15 protein-coding genes and 5 pseudogenes are annotated in these 20978 nt (G+C 59.0%); 11 read left to right on the top strand and 9 right to left on the bottom strand.

Features of this window, described 5'->3' with window-relative positions; genetic code table 11:
* Positions 1 to 12: 12 nt before the first annotated feature.
* From ACR0J0_RS08820 to ACR0J0_RS08830, 3 genes and pseudogenes are all read right to left on the bottom strand, one after another.
* Entirely contained in the window at positions 13 to 4002 is a 3990-nt protein-coding gene (locus ACR0J0_RS08820) for a translocation/assembly module TamB domain-containing protein (RefSeq protein ID WP_480663069.1), read from the bottom strand.
* Between the two features lie 86 nt (positions 4003 to 4088).
* Positions 4089 to 5894: an autotransporter assembly complex protein TamA gene (locus ACR0J0_RS08825; RefSeq protein WP_480663071.1), complete on the bottom strand. Its 1806-nt coding sequence runs from the start codon at positions 5892 to 5894 to the stop codon at positions 4089 to 4091.
* Between the two features lie 158 nt (positions 5895 to 6052).
* Positions 6053 to 6286 (bottom strand): annotated as a pseudogene (locus ACR0J0_RS08830) (urate hydroxylase PuuD); the annotation flags it as partial.
* Positions 6287 to 6307: 21 nt separating this feature from the next.
* Between ACR0J0_RS08830 and ACR0J0_RS08835 the strand changes: the two are divergent.
* Positions 6308 to 7050 (top strand): annotated as a pseudogene (locus tag ACR0J0_RS08835) (LysR substrate-binding domain-containing protein).
* A gap of 62 nt (positions 7051 to 7112) precedes the next feature.
* Here ACR0J0_RS08835 and uraH read toward each other — a convergent pair.
* Positions 7113 to 7456: pseudogene (uraH, locus tag ACR0J0_RS08840) on the bottom strand (hydroxyisourate hydrolase).
* A 173-nt stretch (positions 7457 to 7629) separates the two neighbouring features.
* On the opposite strand from uraH, the pseudogene puuE reads away from it, so the two are divergent.
* Positions 7630 to 9048, top strand: a pseudogene (puuE, locus tag ACR0J0_RS08845) (allantoinase PuuE).
* Between the two features lie 39 nt (positions 9049 to 9087).
* Positions 9088 to 9534, top strand: coding sequence for an ureidoglycolate lyase (locus ACR0J0_RS08850; protein WP_480663073.1), 447 nt, complete (start codon positions 9088 to 9090; stop codon positions 9532 to 9534).
* 93 nt (positions 9535 to 9627) lie between these two features.
* On the opposite strand, the gene ACR0J0_RS08855 is transcribed toward ACR0J0_RS08850, so the two are convergent.
* The 3 genes and pseudogenes from ACR0J0_RS08855 to ACR0J0_RS08865 all read right to left on the bottom strand — a co-directional run bounded on the left by ACR0J0_RS08855 (position 9628) and on the right by ACR0J0_RS08865 (position 11915).
* Positions 9628 to 10614 carry a type I glyceraldehyde-3-phosphate dehydrogenase gene (locus ACR0J0_RS08855; RefSeq protein ID WP_480663075.1) on the bottom strand — a complete coding sequence of 329 codons (987 nt, stop codon included), beginning with the start codon at positions 10612 to 10614 and terminating at the stop codon, positions 9628 to 9630.
* 54 nt (positions 10615 to 10668) lie between these two features.
* Positions 10669 to 10992, bottom strand: coding sequence for a hypothetical protein (locus ACR0J0_RS08860; protein ID WP_480663077.1), 324 nt, complete (start codon positions 10990 to 10992; stop codon positions 10669 to 10671).
* Positions 10993 to 11080: 88 nt separating this feature from the next.
* A pseudogene (locus ACR0J0_RS08865) lies at positions 11081 to 11915 on the bottom strand (bifunctional allantoicase/(S)-ureidoglycine aminohydrolase).
* A gap of 175 nt (positions 11916 to 12090) precedes the next feature.
* Between ACR0J0_RS08865 and ACR0J0_RS08870 the strand changes: the two are divergent.
* Positions 12091 to 12447, top strand: a complete 357-nt coding sequence (locus tag ACR0J0_RS08870) for a hypothetical protein (RefSeq protein WP_480663079.1) — start codon at positions 12091 to 12093, stop codon at positions 12445 to 12447.
* 7 nt (positions 12448 to 12454) lie between these two features.
* On the opposite strand, the gene ACR0J0_RS08875 is transcribed toward ACR0J0_RS08870, so the two are convergent.
* A complete protein-coding gene (locus ACR0J0_RS08875) occupies positions 12455 to 13393 on the bottom strand; it encodes a 2-hydroxyacid dehydrogenase (RefSeq protein ID WP_480663081.1) in 939 nt (312 codons plus the stop codon).
* A 124-nt stretch (positions 13394 to 13517) separates the two neighbouring features.
* Between ACR0J0_RS08875 and ACR0J0_RS08880 the strand changes: the two genes are divergently transcribed.
* From ACR0J0_RS08880 to ACR0J0_RS08895, 4 genes are read left to right on the top strand one after another with little or no spacing between them, the layout of a single operon-like run.
* Complete coding sequence (locus ACR0J0_RS08880; protein ID WP_480663082.1) at positions 13518 to 14753, top strand: acyl-CoA dehydrogenase family protein; 1236 nt, start codon at positions 13518 to 13520, stop codon at positions 14751 to 14753.
* Positions 14754 to 14761: 8 nt separating this feature from the next.
* The gene (locus tag ACR0J0_RS08885) at positions 14762 to 15568 is read left to right on the top strand and encodes a thioesterase family protein (protein WP_480663084.1); all 807 of its coding nucleotides are present in this window, start codon (positions 14762 to 14764) and stop codon (positions 15566 to 15568) included.
* A 20-nt stretch (positions 15569 to 15588) separates the two neighbouring features.
* The gene (locus ACR0J0_RS08890) at positions 15589 to 16290 is read left to right on the top strand and encodes a DUF1007 family protein (protein ID WP_480663086.1); all 702 of its coding nucleotides are present in this window, start codon (positions 15589 to 15591) and stop codon (positions 16288 to 16290) included.
* Positions 16275 to 17231 (top strand): nickel/cobalt transporter, encoded by a 957-nt coding sequence (locus tag ACR0J0_RS08895; RefSeq protein WP_480663088.1) that lies wholly within the window; start codon positions 16275 to 16277, stop codon positions 17229 to 17231. Before ACR0J0_RS08890 ends, ACR0J0_RS08895 begins: the two co-directional genes overlap by 16 nt.
* On the opposite strand, the gene truA is transcribed toward ACR0J0_RS08895, so the two are convergent.
* Positions 17228 to 17995 (bottom strand): tRNA pseudouridine(38-40) synthase TruA, encoded by a 768-nt coding sequence (gene truA, locus ACR0J0_RS08900; protein ID WP_480663090.1) that lies wholly within the window; start codon positions 17993 to 17995, stop codon positions 17228 to 17230. The genes ACR0J0_RS08895 and truA overlap by 4 nt on opposite strands.
* Positions 17996 to 18102: 107 nt before the next feature.
* Between truA and ACR0J0_RS08905 the strand changes: the two genes are divergently transcribed.
* Genes ACR0J0_RS08905 through ACR0J0_RS08915 form a run of 3 tightly spaced genes read left to right on the top strand, consistent with a single transcriptional unit; the run spans position 18103 to position 20952 of the window.
* On the top strand, positions 18103 to 19518 hold the full coding sequence (locus ACR0J0_RS08905; RefSeq protein WP_480663092.1) for a YcjX family GTP-binding protein: 1416 nt from the start codon (positions 18103 to 18105) through the stop codon (positions 19516 to 19518).
* A complete protein-coding gene (locus tag ACR0J0_RS08910; protein WP_480663094.1) occupies positions 19515 to 19970 on the top strand; it encodes an N-acetyltransferase family protein in 456 nt (151 codons plus the stop codon). The genes ACR0J0_RS08905 and ACR0J0_RS08910 overlap by 4 nt, the downstream gene beginning before the upstream one ends.
* Entirely contained in the window at positions 19963 to 20952 is a 990-nt protein-coding gene (locus ACR0J0_RS08915; RefSeq protein WP_480663096.1) for a YcjF family protein, read from the top strand. The genes ACR0J0_RS08910 and ACR0J0_RS08915 overlap by 8 nt, the downstream gene beginning before the upstream one ends.
* Positions 20953 to 20978: the final 26 nt, after the last annotated feature.

Raw genomic sequence — 20978 nt, forward strand, 5'->3', positions numbered from 1 at the left:
CCCGCTCTCTGCTCAGTAATCGCGCGAGAAGAACACCCCGACGCCGGTTTCCCCCCGACCGTCAACAGTGCCTTTGACTGTGAAGTTGTCGGTGACGTCCAGATTCAGGTTCACCTCGGTGTCGCCTTCGGTATTCACAGTGAAATCGGTGTACAGATTGTCACTCAGATAAGCACCAGCACCCAAACGTCCCGCACCGCCTTCAGTGGCCCCGATATCGACCGTGTCGAGGCCCGTCGACTCTCGCAACCCTTTGGTCGCGTCACCGCCTGCACCGCTGAGCTGTGCCAAGGACGCGGCCATCTGTGCGATCACGAACGGCGACAGTTCCGAGAAACGGTTGCCGAACAGCAGCATGGCCAGGGCTTCTTCTGCCGGACGCTCAGGGTCGGAAAAGACGTCGACCTCGGGTGCGTCCAGCGGTCCGGCGATTTCGATGGTCGCGGTGCCGTCTGATGTGCTGGTCGAGGATTCGAACTCAATATAAGGCGTCAAATCGCCTTGCAGCGTCACAAGTCCTTTGGTCAGCGCCAGCCTGCGCCCAAGAATGTCAAAGTTACCACGGATCAGTTCGATCTGGCCGGACGGAATGACCGAAGAGGTGGTGCCGCCAATGTGTATACGTCCACCCAGCTCTGCGTTGACGCCACGGCCGCGAACAAAAACGGCCTTCGGCGCCAACAGGCTGACGTCCAGTGCAATACGAGACGCGCTTTTTTCTGCGCCTTCCTTCTCGACAAGGCCCGCGCGTTCGCGGGTTACATAGCTGGCCCGGCTTTCGTTCACGTGAATGATGTCGGGGATGGGCGCGGCGCCCACGGCCCCCGCCGCAGCCGCCAGGTTGATATTGGTTTCGTCAAACGTGATCTGACCGGCAACCGAACTGTTTCCGGCCAGAGCCCCGGTCATCGCGATTTGCCCGTTAAGGGTGGTTTCAAAAAGCAATCTATCGGTTAGCACGACGCTGTTGAGCGCGGTTGTAACATTTGCGTTGAACGGCGGCGTCAGGTCGATTGGACCACTAACGGTAAAGTTGCCGCCGGCTCTGGGACCGCCGCTGAGCGAAACTGTGGCCCGGCTTTGCGCAAGCTCGACCGAACCACTGATGCCTGTGATTGTTTGCCCTGCGCCCGGAATTGCCAGAGAAGTGCCTGACGTTGTGATTGATCCCGACAGGGATTCCAGTGCGGGCTTGCCGGACAGGGTCAGGTCGTAGCGGGCATTCCCGTCGATTTTGTTGGGCGTGATGAAGATGTTGGCGATGCCCAGATTTACACCGCCGACCGCCTTAAGATCGGCATCGCCGGTGTTTTCATCAAACGTGCCAGAAACGTCGCTGTTGATTTGGGCCGGACCTTCGGCCTTGGCATCGATCGTCCAGACACCCTTGTTGCGCTTTGCGCTGCCATTGGCGGCGATGGTGCCGGGAAACTCGGGAACGAACCTTTCAATACGGTTGAACTTGGCGTCAAAGTCCAGATCCGCAGAACCGTCGCTGTCCACGGTACCCACAAGCTTGGCATATGAACTGTCGGGGCCGTTCAGGTTGGCGGTACCCTCAATCCCGGACGATGTCGGGGCCACATTCCCATCCAGTGTCAACGGGCCGGACATCGTATTCATGATCCGAGCCAGATCATCAAGCTTGACCGAGTAGTCCAACCCGCCGGACTCGCGATTCACTTTCCCGGATGCCGTCGCAGTTATGGCTGTGCCGTTCAGGCGGAAATTTTGGATATCGAGGCCCTGTTCACTGTTTTCGGCGTCAACCGTCAGGGTCGTCTCGCCCTGGATCAGCTTGTCCACGATGCCGATGCCAGTCTGAATATCGTTGGCGTCAAGATTGCCCTGTATGTCGAAAACCCGGCTGGACAGGGTGCCGCTGCCTTGAACATTTGCAGCGACAGAGCCGAACAGATCGCGCCCTGCAAGGCCGGAAAACAAAGAAAGGTCCGGAACATTCAGTCGCGCTTGCCCATCGGCAGACAGATCGCCGGTCGGGTCGTCAATTGTTGCCTGCACCTGTGCGCTTAAGGCTTTGCCATTCACGGTTGCGTTGCGGATGTCGATGCTGTCGGCGGTCCTGGCGCCATCCCATTCGATCTCGGTCCTACCTGTCAGCAGAGGATCGATATCGGCCATCCCGGTCTTGATATTCTGTCCGATCACAGTCGCGGTGCCATCAAATTCCAGCGTTTGCACCGTACCTTTGCCGTTCACAGTCGCCTGCAGCGCGCCGCCCAGTTCGCGCTTGGCCAGGCCCGAAAATACCGATAAATCCGATGCATTGACCCGTGCCTCGCCATCGATGGTCAGGTTGCCGTCCGGAGTCGTCACGACACCACTTGCCACGGCTTTGGCTGCCTCACTGTCCAGATCGAATTCTCGAACAGTAATACCGTCTGTGCCGCGGCTGCCGTCCAGGGTGATCGTCGTCTCTCCGGTAATCACCGGATCTATGTCGTCACGGCCTGTGGACAGATCGCGGCCCTGAACCACCACTTTGCCGTCAAAGCTACGTTCCAGCGGTGAGCCTTTTCCTTCGACCCGGGCCGAAACCTGCCCACTAAGGTCCAGCTTGGCCAGATCCGAAAAGCGCGCCAAATCGGTCGCTTCCAGTGATGCGGAGCCGTCGACCGTCAGACCGCTTGTCAGGCCGTCAATCAGCGCATCCAGCGCCAATGTGTAGTCAGTGCCCACAAGTTCGAAATCGGACAGTCGCACGGACTGGTCGCTGCTGTAGTCGAACTGACCGTCGAGTGTAATCCGCTCACCCAACGCCGAATTCAGGGCAGGATCGGCCATGTCGATGCCGCTGACCGTTGCTTGAACATCACCATCTACCGTCAAGACGTCGCCCTGATCCAGCGTCCCCTGGGCCGTAATCCGGGCGTCCCCCAACTTGGCCTGCGGCGACGCGAACTCATTCGCCGTCAGGCTTAGATCCCAGAGGTTGCCGTTCTGGCGATCAAACAGGGCCGAAAGCTGGGCCGCCTTGATCGACGTGTCGCCCCCGGCAACTGGAAGTACAACTGTTTGCCCATCTGGTGGGGTGATGCGCCCCTGTAGCGCCGCCAGTTGCAATTCGCTGCCTTCCCCCAATTGCAACTCGCCCTTCAGGTCCAGAGCCTGCGTGGTGAGTTCCAGGTCCGAGATATCCAGCGCGCCTTCGGGCTTGGTATGCCCGTCCACATACAGCCGCGATTTCGGGCCGAAGAACGGGTCAATGTCCGGCCCCAGAAACGGTGTCAGATCTCCGTTCAGATCTGTGGTAAACGCGATGCCGTCAGCTGCGCCGCCCTCGGCTGCCTGCAGGCGAACTTGCCCGGTGACACGCATCTGGTTGTCGCTGCTTAGGCCGATATCCGCAGTGAAGTCAGTCAGCGGACCTGCACCTTTCGCGGTCAAACCAAGTGGTGGGCTGTCTGGTATTTTCAGTGCGGTGGAAATCAGCCCGCCCGAAGCTTCGGTCACTTGCAGGTCCAGATTGATCTCACGGCTCGAATTCTGGAAACCGGCCACCAGCTTGATTTCATCGCCCGCGCGATCCAGCCGGATAACGTCCAGATTGGTGTCCAGCGTACCATCGGCCAGCGACAGATTACCCGTCACGCTAAGGTCGGCCGCAACACCGATCAGCGGCTCTCCCAAGGACAGGTCATCCACCCGGATTTCACCGATCTCGATGGCAACCGGCAGCTCGGGCAGCTGGAATGGCTGGGTTTCTGCCGAAGCTGGCGCTTCTTCTTTCGTTGTGGTGCCGGGCGCGCGGGCGATGTCGATCTCTTGCGCAGTCAAGGCGTTGACCGAGAACCGGCCCCGGATCAGGGCGAGGCGGTTCCAGTCCAGCTGGGCGTCCTTGATGGTCAGCCAGACACCTTCATCGTCGGCCACTGTTATTTCTTCGATCGTAGCGCGGGCGCTCAGTGCCCCTTGCAGGCCTTTTACGGTCACGTTCTGGTCGTCACCCGACAGCGTGTCCTGCAGGAAGCGTTCCAACATGCTGCCGCCTTCGTCCTGCGCAGCAACAGGCAGGGGGGAGGATATTATTAGTCCTGTGATCACCAGGGGATATGCGTGACGTCCAATCAAAATGCTTGTCCGATCCCGATGTAAAATTGCAGACCGTTCCCTGTGTCACCCTGAACCGGCACGGCAAGATCCAGTCGAAGTGGGCCAAAGCCGCCAAGATCATACCGAACACCCAGCCCGGCACCGGAGTGGTATTCTGCGCCGCTGCCGATAAATGATGACGTGTCCACTGTACCGTAGTCGTAAAACCCGACGAGGGATATTGCTTCGGTTACTTTGCCGCGAACCTCGGCGGACAGCCCAAGGAAGGACTTGCCGCCCGCGACACCGGTGCCAACAGGGATGCCGAGACTTTCATAAGGTTGACCGCGCACCGTCCCGGCACCGCCCGAGAAGAACAGGAAATCCGGCGTTACGCCGTCAGGGGACGGCCCGATAACCGATCCAAGTTGGACACGGCCCGCCAGAACAATCCTGCCGCCGGTGCCAAGGCTGGTATAACTGCGCCCGTCAAAAAACAGGCGGATGCCGCTTTCGGTGTCGGACAGCCCGGCAAATGGCATGATCTGAGAATCCAGATAATACCCGCGCGTTGCACTGACTTTGCTGTCGCGCTGATCCCATTCCGACCGGAAGGGGATGATAAAATACCGAAACCTGCGGTCGTCACCGTAGGCGTCGTCAGCGCTGGACCACTGAAACCCGGCCGAAGCTTCGGCGTACAGGCGATCGGAAAACGTGCGCCGGGCACCATAGCCCAGCGAGGCGCGCGTCACATTGTAGTTGTCGGTGTTTCGCCGCTCCAGAATGGCGTTCCAGAATGTACTGTCATCGGGGCCCAGCCGGTCGGGCTGATCCAGGCGCAAACCGATCCGGCCGTCGATATCCTCGGATCCGCCGATGTTGCGAATGGCAGCCTCGAACCGGAGACGTTCGGCCCGCCGGAACACGTTGCGATGTGTCCAGGTTGTGGTCACGTCTATCCCGTCGCGCGATGCGATTTCGAACCCGAAAGTTAGCTGGCGTTTGGGCAAGTCCTCGAACGTTGCGTCGAAATCCAGGGTCCCGTCCGGGTTTGGATTTTCCCGCTCTTCAATTGCAACGACATTGAACGTTCCGGTCCGTCGCAACCGAGTGCCGACTTTCTGGATTTTTTCCGGAGAGAACACCTCACCTGCCGGAAACCCTGCGATCTTTTCAATCGACCGATGGCGCACATCCGTGTCGCCCTTGATAAACATCTTGCCAAATCGCAGGCGGGGGCCGGGGGCGAGGTCGACTTCGGCGTCCAGCTTGGCCTGCGCGTGGCGCGCGATGACCTTCTGGCCCTCAACCCCGGCCTTGGCATGACCCGCGTTTCGCCAGCCCTGCACACCGGCAGAGGTTGCCTGCTGAATGGCGCCGGTTGTGGCCAGCTTACCAATGGCGAATTCTTCCGGCAGTACCGTCTCGGGCGCCACTGGTTGCACGATCGCCTCACCAAAGGTGAACTTGGGACCGGTGTTGATCGTGATGACGGCCCGGTTGATTTGCGCCGGTACGCTGAGCGAGCTGAGTTCAGCCGCCTCTTGCCCATCCAGTTTTATGCTGACGACGGGGCTGAAGTACCCTTCGTCATACAGAATCTGAACGATCGTGCGGTAGTCAGACAGGGCCGCCGAAAGGATCTCCAGCGGAGTGTCCAATCCACGGGATTCTGCGGTCGTGACCGAAGAGGTCTCTTCCAGACGCTCGACAAGCTCTTCGGACCCACCCGGAACCGACAGGGTCGTTTCCAATGCGGCCAGAGAGGTCGGCAAGGAAATTGCAAGCGCGCCGAGAAGGCAATTCTTCACAAAGGCTCGTGGCCTGCTCCTCGGCATCTGATAGCTCCAACTGCCCCAAGTCGAAATGAATTTCGCCGTTTTGTGCACAGAAACGGCTGATTAATTTCACTTTAGAACATCAGACGTCCGAGAGGAAAAGACATTATCGAACGAGATGCCACTTTTGCGATATGTGTGGTCGCTGGGTCTCGTGATCAGGAACCGGCGTTGCGGAACCAGCGGATTATGGCCTCGCGATCTTCGGGTTCCATATAGGTGACATTGGCCGGAGGTATGGCGTGGCTTACACCTGCCTGCAGTTAGATTTGCTGGGCGGTGCGGGCGATGTCACCTACTGTTTCCAACAACACACCCTTCGGAGCTCACAGAATGCCCTACCATACCGGTTCCCGCGCGTGGCACATAGAACCGTGGCCTAGAGCAACGTCAGGGTCTACGATCTGGGCAGCATGCCTGCTGCCGGGCGCGACTTGCAATTTCGCCTGCGGTGATATCGGCGCGGATTTCCCGGCTTGTGGATCATCTGAGCGTTCGCTGGTTTCAGCGAGCGACGCGCAAGTCGTGCATCTGACCAAAGCGCCGCGTGGAACGCTGTTCGTAGGGGGGCCTCTGGGTGTTGACGACAGGGTTTCGGTGCCAAAAGCACTTAATTTTCATGAAGAATACCTCGGGAATGACGTGCGCCTGCGACTGACCGACAGGACGACCGAGGGGTTGGATCAGGAGTTGCTTGTTGATCAACCCGAAGACAACGCCTTGCGCATCACAAGATTGCCGACCGCCGGCGTGTCTTATGCGCCACCCCGACTTATGTTGATCGCCGGGGCCTGCCGATGACCGGCGCGGACCTGATTTTGCGGCGCCATGAATGTCTGAATTTGCGAGCCCCCGGTGCAACCGGAATCCAGTGGCTTTTGGGAAACATCGTACGGACCCAAACGATTTGCGGTTTCCGATCGTTTTGACAGTGATGACGAGGACGTACTGTAAGATTGGGCGCTCTCAGGGTAGGGGATTGCGATGAAGCCGGTTTTTTGAGGTGGCTGAGCAACTCGGTACGGGGCGTCTGGTGCCGGTCGCGGTCGACACGCCTCTGGCTTCTGTGCAGATGGCTTGCCTTCATACACACCGTCGCCATCAGGCCCCAAAGGCGTTTAGGCGGACGGGATTACAATGTCACAGCCGCGCCTGAAAGGCTTGGCGCTTGGCCCAACCGGAGGCGCCCGTTAAGGGCAACCGACAAGCGGGAGTGCTTCAGCTTCCCCAGTAGGTCGAATAGCCATTGGGGACAGTAGCAGTGGCATGTGATAACGCGCTTTGTCATCGGCCGTGCCGAACCGAATTGGCACCTGATGCAGAAAGAGCGGGACTTCAGCCGCCTGACCAGCTGCGCGCAAGTAATCTCCGGCGAAAAAGATCAACTTGTAAGTACAGGTTTTGAATGCGTCCTGCGGGAGGATCGGGCTGTCGGTGCGGCCATCCGAGTTCGTTTGCCTCTCGGCGATCTTGTGATGGGAATTTCCCGACACCCGGTAGTACGAAATTTTCAACCCATCGGCCGGGCAGCCGCGAGAAGTGTCCAGAACTTGGCTCGCCACATAGCCAGCTTCGGGTCTCTCCTTTGATTTGCCTTTTGCCTTGTCGCGGTGTGGCGCAAAGTTCAAAACGGTGGAAATGCGGAAAGAACCGAAAACAGCGTTCAGATTGATTTGATAATTATCCGCGCGTTTCCGGGCAAAAGCTGTCCAAAAGCCCAAGAATGGAAGATGCCATGCAACCGCCTCGCTATCGCCGTAACTTGATCGGAAGCGGTGCCAACCCGCCAGATGCCTAATGGCCGGGTGGCGCAAAACTAGCTGTTCAGATCGTGCTGAACTACAACGAAGGCGGAGAGAATTGCGTGCTGCATGGCGATGCGGAATCTGAGGCGTTCCTGCCTGAAATCGTCGGTGCCGTGCAATGGTCCGGCCAGCGTCATTGGAACATGGAATCGATCTATGAATATGGATCGCGCGCGGGGTTCTGGCGTCTGTATCGTCTGATGCGGGATCTTCCGATCACAGCGTACGGTGTGGCAACGGCGTTGGCTCGGCCCTCGGAATCAGGTGGCGGCAAGGAAGGCGGCAGGCTAGGTGATTGCCAGCCACGACCTGAAATGGGTCGAGCATAAAGATATGCCCGAAGACTAAGAACGTGCTCAGATTGCCAAGGCCATTCGCTTGCATACCGAAGTTGTAGGTGAGCGTCCGCGCGGCTGGTACACCGGGCGGTGTTCGGAAAACACCGTAGGGCTGGTGGCCGAGGAAGGTGGTTTTGCTTATGTGGTCGACACTTATGCAGGTGATTTGCCGTATTGGATGCAAACGGGCGGGCGGGATCAGCTGATCGTGCCTTACACGCTGGACTGCAACGACATGCGCTTTGCCACACCGCAGGGGTTCAATGCAGGTGATCAGTTCTATTCCTACCTCAAGACAGTTTCGACACGCTTTATGCCGATGGGGAAGCCGGAGCGCCCAAGATGCTCTCGATCGGCTTGCACTGTCGTCTGATCGGACGGCCGGGCAGAGTGATGGCGCTGAAACGGTTTCTGGATTATGCGCGCGGATTTTCTGACGTGTGGTTCGCGACGCGATTGCAAATCGCCGAGCATTGGGCGGCGCATCATCCACCGGTAAAGCACCCTAAGCCTTCGCAGATGGAGCGTGACGCGTTTGTGACGGCATATGGTGGCATCTTCGAGCATTCGGCATGGATCGCAGAACGCGCCTATGAGCTGGAGTTGGGTCCTGCCCATGGCACCGCTGGCGGGTTGCATAATGCTCTGACTCGGATGTTCCGTTCGGCATCCGAAGAAGAACGGCTGGGGGTTCTGACTGCGCACCCTGATCTGGCAGGCAAGCTGGCGCAGGCAAAGCGTTTGACTCAGGAAAGCACGTCGGAACAGGCCTCGGCAGGGTTGTATGCTTTGACGGTTGAAGAACGCGCGACGTTCACTGAGTTGAACCGGGAATACACCGAAAAGTTCGGTTTCCCGTTCATCATTGCCGTGCGCGATCATGATAAGGCGTCGATCCTGCAGGCGTTTCAACAACGGATCGACCATGACCGCGACGCTGAATTTGCCGAGGCTTGCCGTCAGGTTGAACGGATCGCCGAATTCCGTTTGCTGGACGTTTTGCGCTCATGAATGGGCGCATCGTTATCTCTCCGCTTACGGCCGAGGCTTTTGCCCCTTTTTGGCGATGTGATCGAGGTGGTGGGCGACGCGGACAAGATCATCAATCAGGGACAATGCGGCCGCTATCACGACCGTGCATCGCTGGACTTTTCGGACGGGCAAGCCGAGATCAGCATTGTTCAATGCCAATCCGCGGTCTTTGCCTTATCAGTTGGATATGGTCGAGCGGCACCAGAGGGTAGTCAGGCCTCTGTTCCGATGACGCATGAACCATTTTTGGTCATCGTAGCACCGGACGAAGGCGGGCGACCGGGGCATCCACAGGCGTTTGTGACCAAGCCCGGCCAAGCTGTGAACTATCATCGGGGAATTTGGCACGGTGTGCTGACACCTTTGCACGGGCCAGGTTTGTTTGCCGTGATCGACCGGATCGGCCAGGGCGACAAACTGGAGGAGTTCTGGTTTGACACCCCGTATGAGGTCGTCGAAGGGTAGGGCCTCCCGCCCATCCATTGCCCGTCAAAGATGCTTGGGATCTGTTGGGACAAGCAGCGCGCGGGCAAGCCCGCCCGCAGCGCCACCTCAGACTCAGTGCTGCGTCATGAGACGGGCGACGTCCAGCATGCGTGCTGAAAACCCCCACTCGTTGTCATACCAGCCAAAGACACGAACCTGATGTTCGCCGACCATCCGGGTTTCGGGTCCTGCGATTACTAGAGACTCGGGTCGTGTGCGCAGGTCTGAAGAAACCAGCGGATGATCAGTCCAACCCAGAACGGGTGAGCGTTCCACGGCAGTTTGCAACTCGGTTTTGAAAGTATCGGGTGACATCCCGCGTTCCAGCGTCACGACCAAATCGACGGCGGACACGCTGGCGGTAGGGACCCGCACGGCTGCGCCCGAGATTCGCCCGGCCAGATGCGGTAGGACCTCGTCAATCAGGTGGGTGGCGCTGGACGTGGTGGGAACCATCGACAGGGCACCCGCGCGCGAACGGGCCAGATCACCACGAGGCGCGTCGACCATGGGTTGGCTGTTTGTATAGCAGTGGATCGTGGTCATATGCGCCGATGCGATCCCGCCGATCCCGTCCAGTACCTTGACCAGAGGAGCCAACCCATTGGTCGTGCACGACGCGTTGGAAACGATGCGGGCGTTCCCCAACTGGTCTTCGTTAGCGCCCAGAACGATTGTGATCTCGGTCGCCGGCGATGGGCCAGAGATCAGCACCTTGCTGGCCCCTGCGGTCAGGCCCTGGCTTGCGACGTCCGAGGTTCGGGCGACACCGGTACAGTCCATTAAAACGTCCACGTCCGAAAGATCGACATGGGTCAGGTTGGGGCTGTGCGTCATCGGAAACGAGCGCCCATCGACAACAAGCGCTGCATCGCCCTGCTCGACGATGCCGGGGTAAGGGCCAAACGTGCTGTCGTACTTGAAGAGGTAAGCGCAGGTCTCAAGCGGGGCGATGTCGTTAATCAGCACCAACTCGATATCCGTATCCTGCGGCAGAGCCAGCAGCTGCCGCAGGATCGTGCGGCCAATGCGGCCGAATCCGTTGATTGCAAGTTTCATGCGCAAGCTATGGCAGCGTGCTGTCGATAGCTCAATGCCCGTTCTTTCGCTTGGTCAGTTGCAGCTGATCTGCGAAAAGAACTGGCCCGAAATGTTCTGGTACATGCTGGCCACGATTGGTCTACATCCGGTTGCCTGCTGAATGGCAGCAATGGCCTGAATGGTGCGCAGTCGCGGCGGTGGGCCAAAGGGGTTCAGGTTGTTGTTGTCACGCGTTGCACGATACACGACCGGAGCATCCGAAACCTGAGTTACCGCCCAGGTGCGGCTCATGACGAAAACCTGCTTGGTTTCTTCCTTTGCGGCGACAGGCGTTGCATCAAATGCTGTCAAACCAATTCCTGCTGCCAGTGCCAGCAGTGTTACGCGCAGTACCATTGAACAATCTCCAGTGCTAAAAACCGGTGTTATTTCACCAGATTCAAGCGCTTCTGTGAACCCCTGACCGAAAAAAACGTTTAAAAGCCTAGCGCTTGGCCAGTGTCAGGGGCATGTGGCGGTTCACATCCTTGTACAGCAAATAGCGGAATCGCCCCGGTCCGCCCGCATAACAGGCTTGTGGGCAGAAGGCGCGCAGCCACATGTAATCGCCGGCCTCGACCTCGACCCAATCCTGATTCAGCCGATATACCGCCTTGCCTTCCAGCACATACAGCACGTGTTCCATCACATGGGTTTCTGCAAATGAGATCACGCCTCTTGGTTCGAAATTGACGATGTTGACGTGCATGTCATGGCGTAGATCCTGCGGATCGGCAAAGCGGGTCGTTGACCAGCGCCCTTCGGTTCCCGGCATCTCAACCGGTGGGACGTCACGTTCATTGGTAATAATCGGATCAGGTGCTGGCAGATCGGAAACGGCCTCGTAAGCCTTCCGAACCCAATGAAAACGGGCGATTTCATCGGCCCGGTTGTGCAGCGTCCAGTCGGAACCGGGCGGGATATAGGCGTAACCTCCCGTGTCCAGCACATGCACGTCTCTGTTCAGTGTCAGCGTCACCTGGCCCTCGACCACAAACAGAACGCCCTGCACCTCAGGGTTGGTTTCTGGGCGGTCGCTGCCGCCGCCGGGGTTGAAGCTCCATAATGTATTGCGAGAACGTTTCGGCGAATCCGCTGAGCGGGCGGGACAGGACCTACAGCCGGGTGCCCTCCTAAAATGGCAAGTAGCTGGTGACGATGTCGCGCATCGTGCCTTTCGGAATCACTGCGTAGGCGTCCGTAAACATGGCGCGGTCGGTCAAAAGCTGGTCTTGTCCGGGGTGTCCGCCGATGGGCGCAAAGTAAGTTGGCTGTGCCATTCTATGCCTCTGGTTCGTGTTTGAGACACTATGCGGGGATCGGGCCAATGGTCTTAGCGTCAGTGTTGCGATAGGTTTGTTCGGTATTATTTGAAGGTCAGTCTGCGGGGCTTGGCCACCGTTCGCGGGCGGTATAGTCTTATGGCCAAACTTATTTCAGCAAGGCGAGAAGATCATGAAAGCCTGGATTTCACCCTTAATTGCAGTAGCTGTTCTGATAGGCGCAAGTTCCATTGCGCAGGCCAAGCCACTTTCGAGAATCATCGCCGAAATGGGGCTGAGCCCAGCGGACTTTAACGTCGTCAACGCAACGACCAATGCGATGCTTGCGGATGGTATGCCTCAGGTCGGCACCGAGCGGAGTTGGTCAAACGAAGAGACCGGATCCAAAGGTACGATCCGCGTGCGTGACGTTCGGGACAACTGCGTCCACTTTCAGTACTTCATCAAACCTGCGGGCGCGGATCAGGCGCGCGAGATCAGAACCCGCAATTGTCGGGATGCCAGCGGGAACTGGTTTCTGACGCCTTAACTAAGGATCAGTAACCGCGGTTTCGGTCGACCTCGTGCAGCAATGGGTTTCCAGCGGACAAACGCTGAAAATTCTCGGCCACGTCGGCCAGTGCCTCACCCAGATGCCAGCCTGAGACATGCGGCGTGATCGTGACGCCGGGATGGGACCACAGCGGGCTGTCTGACGGCAGTGGCTCCTTGCTGGTGACGTCCAGAACAGCGTGACCGGGCACGCCGCGATCCAGCGCTTCGATCAGCGCTTTCTCGTCGATCAGGTCTCCGCGCCCTGCATTCAACAACTGACTGCCAGGTTTCATTGCGGCCAGCATTTGTGCGTCGAACAACCCGATGGTTTGCGGCGTGGACGGCAGGATGGCACAGATATGGTCACATTGGCCCAGCAGTTCGGGCAGCGCGTCTTCGCCGTGCAGGCAGGTCACGCCTTCGATCTCCTTCGGGGACCGGCTCCACCCCATGACCTGAAACCCGATGGCCCGCAGCATTTTTGCGCTGCGGGCGCCGATATGACCAAGCCCCAACACGCCTACTACGGTGTCTGGAGTGAACAGAGGTGCCTTGGGCAACCATTCCGCGTTCCTCTGCGCCGCCTCGTGGAACGCCATGTTCCGCTGGCGGTGAAGGATATAGGCGACAAACCACTCGGCAATCCCCTGCGCGGGGGCATCTGGTTTCAGCCGCGCGATCCGAACATGTTCGGGCAGATGCGGGTTGCTGACAATCGTTTCGACACCGGCACCCAGTTTCTGCACCAGCTGCAGGTTCGGCAGCCGCTTGGGGTGGTCGTTGTTCAAACCGACCACGGCGACCATGGTGATTTCACTTGCATCACCAATCGCATCCGGCGTCCGCACGTCCGCGCCGGGGAGCGTTTTCCGGATTTCGTTGGCGATGTCGTCATCGCTTATCCAATCGGTCAGCCCGGTTTCGATCAGCAGCGCCATCATTCACCCTCATAGTTTCATTTTGATTGAGTTGACGTTCCGTCACACAGCTAGACATCCTGTCGGCAGCTAAGTCATTCTCTGGTCAAAGGTAAAGCCCGGTCTTTGGGTCTGAGGAGGGAATCTCATGAACATGTCATTCGGTCTGCGCGAAGAAAACCGCGCGTTGCTGCAGCGGGTGGCAGCGTTGATCCTGGAAGAGATCATGCCATTGGAAGAAGAGTATCAGGCCGAAATCGACAAGGGTGATCGCTGGCAATACACCGAGCGTCAGGCCGAAATTCTGGAGGGGTTGAAAGCCAAGGCCAAGGCCGCCGGTCTGTGGAACTTCTGGCTGACCGACAGCGACAAGGGCTTTGGCCTGACCACAGTCGAATATGCTTACTTTGCCGAAGAGATGGGCAAGACCCCCCTTGGGGCCGAAGTGTTCAACTGCTCGGCCCCCGACACCGGCAACATGGAAGTGTTCGAACGTTACGGCTCGGACAAGATGAAAGAGCAGTGGCTGAAACCTCTGCTCAACGGTGAAATTCGGTCGGCATACCTGATGACGGAACCGGATGTTGCGTCTTCGGATGCTACGAACGTGTCGATGTCCTGCGTGCGGGACGGGGATGACTATGTTCTGAACGGTGAGAAATGGTGGTCCTCGGGGGCGGGTGATCCCCGCTGCAAGGTCTACATCGTTATGGTCAAGACGGCAGGTGACGAACAACCCAAGCACAAGCGGCAATCTATGATCGTTGTGTCTGCAGATGCCCCAGGGATCGAGATTCTGCGCCCGCTGCAAGTCTACGGCCACGATGATGCTCCGCATGGCCATATGCATATCCGCTTTACCAACGTGCGGGTGCCAGCCGAGAACATCTTGCTTGGCGAAGGGCGTGGGTTCGAGATTGCTCAGGGTCGTCTTGGGCCGGGTCGTATCCATCATTGCATGCGTGCGATCGGACAGGCGGAATCGGCGCTGGAACAAATGTGCAAACGGTCGCTGCAGCGTGAGGCGTTCGGCAAGAAACTGGCGCAGCTGGGCGCCAACTACGATATCATTGCCGAGTGCCGGATGGAGATCGAAATGGCCCGCCTGCTTTGCCTGAAGGCGGCATGGTACATGGATCAGGGCGATGCCCGCGCGGCTGCGCCGTGGATCAGCCAGATCAAAGTTGTTGCGCCGCGCGTCGCACTGAAGGTCATCGATGAGGCCGTGCAGATGTTTGGCGGGCAGGGGGTCAGTCAGGATACTCCGTTGGCCACGGCATGGACCCACGTGCGAACCCTGCGTCTGGCGGATGGCCCGGATGCGGTCCACCGGCGTCAGGTGGCGCGGGCTGAGTTGAAGAAACATACGCAGGAAAAAGTCTGAGGTGTGAGATGGTCCTGAAACCCGACCTGAACGAACAGGCATATTTTCACTTCACAGCGGACGGAGCCTTTGTCGGCAATGACCCGGCCCGTGGGCCATGGTCGCCGGATCACTGTCACGCCGGGCCGGTCGCCGGATTGATCGTTCGCGCAGCGGAAACCGAGGTTGGGCCGGAAAAGATGCTGACCCGGCTGACGGTAGATCTGCTGCGCCCTCTGCCTTTGACGGGTTTGCGCGTCGCCGCAGAAACCACGCGCCATACCAAGACGCTGGCGACCACGCGGGTTACGGTTCACGATCTGGACGACACGTTGTGCGCCACTGCCACGACCATGCACTTAGTGCGGCGTGATTTGGGACCAGTTCCAAATGTCGCGATCCCTTCGCCTGATCTTGAAGGGGCGGTGACAGGTCCGTTCCCGATTGGCGAAACGCGTCACGATCTGCCGGGGTTCGCAAATCATTCGGACATTCTGTACCCCAAAGGTGGCAACCAGAGCGCAGGTGCAAAGACGGTTTGGATGCGCACACCCTCGCTGCTGGAAGGGGAAAGGCAGTCGCCCATTCAGGCGTTATGTCCGCTGGCTGATTGCGGCAACGGCATTTCCTGGAATGCGCCAACCACGGAAATGGGCTTCATGAACACGGACCTGACCGTTCAGATTCACCGCGAACCCGTCTCGGATTGGCTGGCCTCGCAATCGGTATCTCATTGGCAACCGTCGGGAATTGGAATGTCGCAGTCGGTTCTGTTCGATACCGAAGGGCCGGTCGGAACAGCGTTGCAGACCTTGATCTTGTTCCCGCCCAAGTAAGCTGTTTGGCCGGTTTTCGCATGACCGTGGTGAATCTCATTGCCGGGCACCAGTCAAAACCCTATCTTTCTCGCATGCGCTGGCTTGTGACCCTTTTGACCTGCTGTGTGCCGATACCGGCACTGACGCACCCGCATGTCTTCATAGACACCGGGCTGGAATTCATCGTGGATGATGCTGGTAACCTGACACATGTGCGTGTGACTTGGGCCTATGACGAATTCTATTCCCTGCTTGTCCTTGAGGACATGAAACTGGACCAGGACGCCGACGGTGTTCTGACCGAGTCCGAACAGCAGTTTCTATCGGGCTTTGATGCGGAATGGGTCGAGGGATACAACGGCGATCTGGTCGTGTTTTCAAACGGCGAGCCGGTGCCGCTGTCAGGCCCAATGGAGCCGCATGCGACGACCGAGGATGGGCGCATCGTGACCACGCATCTGCGCGCGGTTGAAGGAGGTTCCGTTCCGACCGCGGCGCTTTCGGCCAAGGCCTTTGATGAGACCTATTACACGGCTTATGAAGTTACCCGTCCGGTCACTGTTTCCGGGCCGGTGTCATGTCAGATTGATCGGTTTGAGCCTGATATCGACGGCCAACTGGCTCAGATGCAGGCTTTCCTGAAAACGCTGGACGCCGACTACGACCTTGAGGAAAACGATATTCCGCTTGTTGGCGAAAACTTTGCGACCGAGATTCGCGTTTCATGTCCAAATACCTGATCGTACCTGTCGCTATCGCCATCGGTCTGTTGCTGTGGTTTTGGGGCAGCGGCGGCTTTGACCATCTGGCCGCCTGGGCGGCCGGTGAGCAGAGAGAGTTCCAGAACCAGATTGCCCGTTCTTTGCGCGCCGCGCGGGCCGAGCAACCCGAGGCCGTCGCAACTCTGCTGACGGTCTGTTTTGCTTACGGGTTCTTTCACGCCATTGGGCCCGGCCATGGCAAGGTGTTGATTGGCGGCTATGGATTGGGTCGAAACGTGGCGTTTCTGCGCCTGTCGGCCATTAGCCTTCTGTCCAGCCTGGGGCAGGCGGTGACGGCGGTTGTATTGGTCTATGCCGGTGTTCTGGTGTTCCAGATGTCTCGCGAAAGTCTGGTGGGGACGACAGAACAGGTCATGGCACCTATCAGTTATGGCGCCATTGCGGCGATTGGATTGTGGCTGATATTCCGGTCCATTCGCAGTTTCGTGCGACGTCATCGAAGTGAAACGGCGCATCATCATCACGATCATCATCACGACCACGAGCACAAGAACGATCATGGCCACGAGCATCATCACCATGATCATGAGGTCTGTGCGGATTGTGGCCATCGCCACGGTCCTTCCGCCGAAGAGGTGGCGAATGTCAGCAGCCTGCGAGAAGCTGCGCTGCTGATTTTGGGCATTGCAGCGCGCCCCTGCACCGGAGCCCTGTTCGTCCTGATCCTGACCTGGCAAATGGGCATTGCGATGGTCGGAATAGCTGGCGCCTTTGCCATGGCGCTGGGCACGGCGACGGTCACGACTCTGGTCGGGTGGACGTCGTTCGGTTTGCGCGGTGGTCTATTGGCTTCAGCGTCTGCAACGCGGTTTGCGTCGGTGCTTGCGCCTACGATCGAGTTGGTTGCAGGGTTGCTGATCGCCGTTATCGCAGGTGGCTTGCTGCTGCGCGCGATCTAGTCGAAGACTGGTTCTGGATATCCAACCCGAGCCAGGTACAGCCCCTGCGGCGGACAAACCGGCCCACAAGCCGCCCGGTCGACCGCTTCCAGCGCATCCCGCACGTCTTCCGGAGACCAGGCCCCAGCTCCGACACGTTCCAGAGTCCCTACGAAACTGCGTACCTGATTGTGCAGAAAGGAACGGGCACGGACATGGAAATGCACCTCGGGACCGGAAAACCCCTGAACCTGTTCAACGCGCAGTTCATCCAGCGTTTTGACCGGGCTTGCAGCCTGGCAGATGGAAGAACGGAACGTGGTAAAATCATGCCTCCCGATCAGCATATCCGCTCCTGCCTGCATCGCGTCGATATCAAGCTGGTGATTGATCTGCCAAACCTGTCCGGCGTCATGAGTTGCAGGAGCGCGGCGCATCAAAATGCGGAACAGGTATTGCCGCTCCAGCGCCGAAAACCGGGCATGCCAGTCATCGTCCACCCGAGCGGCCTTTACGATGGCCACGGGCTGCGGTTTGAGATGATAGTTCAGAGCTTCGGACAGGCGGAACGGGTCCCATTCCTTGACCAGATCGCAATGGGCAACCTGACCCAGCGCATGCACCCCGGCATCTGTGCGCCCTGCCGCGGCAATGGTGTGATCACCAGGCTGAATACGTGACAAGGCCTGTTCGATTGCCCCCTGAACAGACGGCAATTCCTTTTGCCGTTGCCATCCGGCAAACGGTTCACCTTGGTATTCGACTTTCAACGCGTATCTGGGCATGGGCTGCTGGTAACGCGCTGCGTCGCAACGGGCAAGGGTGGGAAAGCGCTGGTATGTGCGGCGACCTCTACCTATCTTGAGCGAAACGAAAAAAGCGGGGCGACAGTTTGGTCATCTCATCTCTGGCAGACAGTCTGGTGCGCGGTATCGAAACCGTGGGCGACCGGGTGTCTGAAACACTGTTTGAGCCGGTTATTCGACTGGGCGTCACCGGGCTGGCGCGGTCGGGGAAGACGGTGTTTATCACGTCTTTGGTCGCAAACCTGCTGGATCGTGGGCGGATGCCGGGTCTCGTGGCGCAGCAAGAGGGGCGGATCAACGCCGCCTACCTTCAACCGCAACCGGACGATACGGTGCCGCGTTTTGACTACGAGAACCACCTGGCGGCTTTGACCGGACCGCAACCGCACTGGCCGGACAGCACACGCGCCGTGTCGGAATTGCGCTTGTCTTTCAAGGCCCGCCCCGCCGGGTTGTTGTCGGGCCTGCAGGGGCCACGAACCATCCATCTGGATATTGTGGACTATCCGGGGGAATGGCTGCTGGATCTGGCGCTGTTGGATAAATCCTATGAGGTTTGGTCGACAGAAACTCTGGAAAGCATTGCAGATCGATCTGAGGCTGCGGCGTTTCTTGCGCAAGTAAAGGCGATTGATCCTACTGAGGTTCACGATGAGCCGAAGGCGCAAGCGGTGGCCAAGGATTTTGCCGAATACCTGCAGTTGGCACGCGACGCTGGGTTCTATGACTGTACACCGGGGCGCTTCTTGCTGCCAGGCGATCTGGCGGGGTCTCCTGTTTTGACCTTTGCACCTTTGCCGGTCGACGGCCACGGCCCGCGGCGCAGTCTGCATCGTGAGATGGCGCGACGCTACGAAGCCTATAAGTCTCAGGTCGTGAAACCGTTTTTTCGCGACCACTTTGCGCGGATCGACCGGCAAGTGGTCCTCGTCGATGCGCTGGGTGCGATCCATAACGGCCCGCAAGCGGTTGAGGATATGCGCCGGGCGATGGCGGATATTCTTTCGGCGTTCCGGCCGGGGCGCAACGCGTGGCTCAGCCAGTTGTTGTTGGGAAAACGGGTCGAGCGCATCCTGTTCGCCGCCACCAAGGCTGATCATCTGCATCACCTGCAGCATCACCGCCTGACCAACATCATGGAGGCCCTGACCCGCGAAGCCCGCGACCGTGCCAGCTTTGCCGGGGCCGAGACCGCTGCGTTGTCATTGGCATCGCTGCGGGCCACGACCGAGGAAATTCGCAACCACAACGGGGTCGAATTGCCCTGTGTGCGAGGCACTTTGCTGGACAGTGGCAAACAAGCGGCGTTCTACCCCGGTGATCTGCCCGAAGATCCGACGCATTTGCTTGGCCCGGCTCGAAACGGGGCGGACAACTGGCTGGGCGAGGATTATGGGTTCATGGCGTTCGCGCCAGCCCACCTGACCTTGCGTCCCGGCGACGGCCCCCCCCATATCCGTTTGGATCGCGCTGCGCAGTTCCTGATCGGAGATCGGCTGTGACCGTCATACTTCGCCCTGCCCGCAGCACGGATGCCGGTGCGACTGGCGAGATTTTGCACGGCTTTGCCCTTGAAAACGAGTGGATGCCTGAACTGCATACACAGGCGGAAACCATTGCATTTTGCGGCCGGATGATTGACTTAAATTGGGTGACCATTGCGGAAACGGATCAAGGTGTTGTCGGCTTTCTTGCGCTCAATGGCGCAGAAATCCATTCTCTGTATCTGATACCCGACGCGCGAGGGCGGGGGGTAGGTCAAAAACTGCTGGAGCATGCCAAGTCACGCCGCTCGCACCTGTCGCTGTTTGCCTTTCAGGCAAATCTTCCAGCGAGACGGTTTTATGAGCGCAATGGCTTCGCAGAAGTTGCGCGCAGCGACGGCGCTGAAAACGACGAGAATCTGCCGGACATCAAGTATGTCTGGAACAGTGAAGGAGCAGCAGATGGCTAAGGGCCCGGTTCTGATTGATCTCGACTCGGATGAACCCGCTGCCGACGTGTCGCAAGCGCCACCGGTGCCGGATGTTGCACAGCCGCAGGGGCAGGCGATGCAGAGTGCGGCGCGGCTGGCGGCCCGCAGGCCCTCGGCTTTGTCGCGTTGGTTCTGGGGGTTGGCCTTGGCGGTGGTCGGCGCGGTGGTTTCGGTTGCCGCGTGGGACTTTGTCAACTCACTGCTATTGAGGGCACCAATTCTGGGGTGGGCCGTGACCGGATTGTTCGCCGCGTTGGTGCTGGTTGCTTTGATTATTGCTGTTCGGGAGTTGGCGGCAATCGGGCGGCTGTCCCGAGTGGACGGTATGCGACAGGCGGCGGATAGCGCCTTGGCCGAAGACGATCTGGCGCAGGCACGTACGGTGACGAACCGGTTGATTGCGTTCTACAAAGGGCGCGATGAAACCCGCTGGGGCCGCGACCGGCTGTCCGAGCGGATCGACGAACAATTCGACGCCTCAGGACTGTTAACGCTGGCGGAGGACGAGCTTTTGGCCCCGCTGGACGCCGCCGCCAGCCGAGAGGTCGAGGCCGCCGCACGGCAGGTCGCCACCGTGACCGCGCTGGTGCCTCTGGCGCTTGCAGATGTGGCGACCGCGCTTGCGGCCTCGTTGCGGATGATCCGGCGTATTGCCGAAATCTATGGCGGGCGCGCAGGATTTCTGGGCAGCTGGCGCCTGACGCGTGCGGTGTTCGTGCATCTTGTGGCGACGGGGGCCGTGGCTGTTGGTGACGATCTGCTTGAGCCGGTTCTGGGTGGTTCAGTTCTCAGCAAACTGTCGCGCCGGTTCGGCGAAGGGCTTGTGAACGGTGCGCTCAGCGCCCGTGTCGGGGTCGCCGCGATGGAGGTCTGCCGGCCGTTGCCCTTTTCCGACCGGCACAAACCGTCCACCCGGAGCATTATTAAGCGCGCTTTGGCCGGGTTGTTTTCCAAAACTTGACCTGACGCAAAGTCCTGCAGTCTGCT

It is taken from the genome of Ruegeria sp. BF12, from assembly GCF_056538705.1.

Coding starts and splice junctions, on each gene's coding strand:
- ACR0J0_RS08820 (WP_480663069.1), bottom strand. CDS start 4,002: ATGTTGGAACGCTTCCTGCAGGACACGCTGTCGGGTGACGACCAGAAC.
- ACR0J0_RS08825 (WP_480663071.1), bottom strand. CDS start 5,894: ATGCCGAGGAGCAGGCCACGAGCCTTTGTGAAGAATTGCCTTCTCGGC.
- ACR0J0_RS08855 (WP_480663075.1), bottom strand. CDS start 10,614: ATGAAACTTGCAATCAACGGATTCGGCCGCATTGGCCGCACGATCCTG.
- ACR0J0_RS08860 (WP_480663077.1), bottom strand. CDS start 10,992: ATGGTACTGCGCGTAACACTGCTGGCACTGGCAGCAGGAATTGGTTTG.
- ACR0J0_RS08870 (WP_480663079.1), top strand. CDS start 12,091: ATGAAAGCCTGGATTTCACCCTTAATTGCAGTAGCTGTTCTGATAGGC.
- ACR0J0_RS08875 (WP_480663081.1), bottom strand. CDS start 13,393: ATGATGGCGCTGCTGATCGAAACCGGGCTGACCGATTGGATAAGCGAT.
- ACR0J0_RS08880 (WP_480663082.1), top strand. CDS start 13,518: ATGAACATGTCATTCGGTCTGCGCGAAGAAAACCGCGCGTTGCTGCAG.
- ACR0J0_RS08885 (WP_480663084.1), top strand. CDS start 14,762: ATGGTCCTGAAACCCGACCTGAACGAACAGGCATATTTTCACTTCACA.
- ACR0J0_RS08890 (WP_480663086.1), top strand. CDS start 15,589: ATGACCGTGGTGAATCTCATTGCCGGGCACCAGTCAAAACCCTATCTT.
- ACR0J0_RS08895 (WP_480663088.1), top strand. CDS start 16,275: ATGTCCAAATACCTGATCGTACCTGTCGCTATCGCCATCGGTCTGTTG.
- truA (WP_480663090.1), bottom strand. CDS start 17,995: ATGCCCAGATACGCGTTGAAAGTCGAATACCAAGGTGAACCGTTTGCC.
- ACR0J0_RS08915 (WP_480663096.1), top strand. CDS start 19,963: ATGGCTAAGGGCCCGGTTCTGATTGATCTCGACTCGGATGAACCCGCT.